This window comes from Vicinamibacteria bacterium (genome assembly GCA_035620555.1).
Classification (GTDB): Bacteria; Acidobacteriota; Vicinamibacteria; order Marinacidobacterales; family SMYC01; genus DASPGQ01.
Genome location: DASPGQ010000028.1, coordinates 1 through 2,087 on the forward strand (window position 1 = coordinate 1; position 2,087 = coordinate 2,087).

Consider the following 2,087-nt stretch of genomic DNA (forward strand, 5'->3'; position numbering starts at 1 on the left):
CAAGGTGGCGCAGCGAGCGCACTTCGGTCCGTTCCTTCCCGGGGTCCACCATGTGCCATACCCCTACCCTTACCGACTCGAGACCGGTGGCGAGGACGTGGGTGAATTCGTTCTCGATCTGATTCGCGACGATCTCTTCAAACACCATCTCTCGCCCGATGAAGTGGCCGGTATCTTTATCGAGCCGATGTTGGGTGAGGGTGGTTACGTCGTACCGCCATGGAGCTTTCTCCAGGGGCTTCGAAGCCTCTGCGACGAGCATGGAATCCTGTTGGTCTTCGACGAGATCCAGACGGGTGTGGGCCGCTCCGGCAAGATGTGGGCGGCGGAGCACGCGGGCGTCGAGCCCGACGTGCTGCTTTCGGCCAAAGGGTTGGGATCGGGAATGCCCATCGGCGCCATCATCGCCAAAGAATCGGTGATGAAGTGGAGGTCGGGCTCTCATGGCTCGACCTTCGGAGGAAACCCCCTCTGCTGCGCGGCCGCGCTGGCGACGCTCGACGTACTGGAAGATGGGCTCATCGAGAATGCTCGAGTCATGGGGCAGCGGATGATGGCGGGGCTCGAGCAGCTAATGGCCCGTCACTCGGTCATCGGGGATCTCCGAGGTGTAGGGCTGTTCATCGGGGTCGAGCTCGTCAAGGATCGCCAGACGAAGGAGCCGGCCAAGACGCTCGTGCACGACATCGAGCAACGAGCGTTCGGCAAAGGACTGCTGCTGCTATCTTGCGGCGAGAGCGTGATCCGTATTGCCCCGCCACTCGTCATCGATGAGTACGACGTCGATACCGGTCTTCAGATACTGGACGAGTGCCTGTCTGCCCGCTGATGACAATCTGCGCGAGCGCCGTCAAGCGTTCCAGTCCCCGTTCTCGACGAGTTGGAATCCAGGCGGCGGCGGTGCCGGATACACGTAGATCTCGGCCTCGATGTCGAAGTTCTCGAGGCGCATCGTCTCGCGCCGGTAGCCATACGGTATTTCGAGCGCATCGAGCTCTCGAAGCTTGAGCTCGTCGACTCGGAAGACCTCGACCCAGATGGGATGGCGCTCGTTGCTCGGCACGATCATCGGGTATTCGTCGTTCGCATACATGCGGAACGGCAGCTCGACCGAGCCGCGACGGACCGGCCGCTCACCCTTCAGATAGATCTCGTGGTTGTACTGGCCTTCCCTGAGCGTTCCGTAGACGGCGACGAGCCTGCATGCCCGCAATGCGTCGCCCGCTCCTTTAATAACCGAGAGCGCTCGTCTCGCGGCGCACGTCCCCCGCGGCAATCAGAACTCCCGTTTGCGGGTCCCGATAGGTGACGGTGAGCGCTCCGCTGCGCCAGTTCCAGAGGCCCCAGGACTGCACGTCGTGACCCCTGGCACCGAGGGCGTCGAAGGTGGCGGCGGGGATCCGCTCCTCGAGCCGCAGCACACCTGGGTTCTCGTTGATCTCGCTTCCAGTGGCGGGGAAGTTGTAGGTCCCGAAACGAGGCTGGTCGAGAGCCTGCTCCGGCGACATCCCCCAGACGACGACGTTCAGGAAGACCTGGAGCATCGCCTGCGCCTGCTGGTCGCCACCCGGAGTGGAGAGCCCCATGAATGGTTTTCCGTCCTTCATGATGAGGATGGGATTGTTCGTGTTGCGCGGTCTCTTCTTCGGTGCCATGACGTTCGCGAGGCCAGGGTCGAGATTGAGCTGTGACATGCGCCCGCCGAGCCCGAATCCCCATCCTGGAATCATGGGTGTCACCATGTGGCCGTCGCTCTCCGTCATGGAGAACAGGTTCCCCTCTCCATCCATCGCGTTGAGGGACGTGGTGTCAGGAAAAGGAACCGGATTCGGACGTCCTTCGTTTTCGTCGTGCCGTCGGGCGAACACCGTCGGTGAATCGGTCGCGATGTTCCGCATGTTCTCGGGATCGCCCCACGGAGGCATGTCGTCGAACGCCCGGTTCTCGTCGACGAGCTCGGCCCGCTTCCGGCCGTAGGCCTTCGAGTAGAGCGCTTTCGGGGTATCCGCGAAATCAGGGTCACCGACATATTTGTGGCTGTCCGCCATGCCGAGCTCGATCACCTGGGAGAGCACGTGGATGTAATC

3 protein-coding genes are annotated in these 2,087 nt (G+C 62.3%); 1 reads left to right on the forward strand and 2 read right to left on the reverse strand.

Annotation, left to right across the window (positions count from 1 at the left end; genetic code table 11):
* A partial coding sequence (locus tag VEK15_00925) for an aminotransferase class III-fold pyridoxal phosphate-dependent enzyme (GenBank protein ID HXV59225.1) occupies positions 1-829 on the forward strand: 829 nt, incomplete at its 5' end.
* Positions 830-850: 21 nt separating this feature from the next.
* Here the strand turns inward: VEK15_00925 and VEK15_00930 are convergent.
* Positions 851-1,213: a gamma-glutamylcyclotransferase family protein gene (locus VEK15_00930; GenBank protein ID HXV59226.1), complete on the reverse strand. Its 363-nt coding sequence runs from the start codon at positions 1,211-1,213 to the stop codon at positions 851-853.
* Positions 1,214-1,229: 16 nt separating this feature from the next.
* The coding region (locus VEK15_00935) for a gamma-glutamyltransferase (protein HXV59227.1) at positions 1,230-2,087 on the reverse strand (858 nt) is incomplete at its 5' end.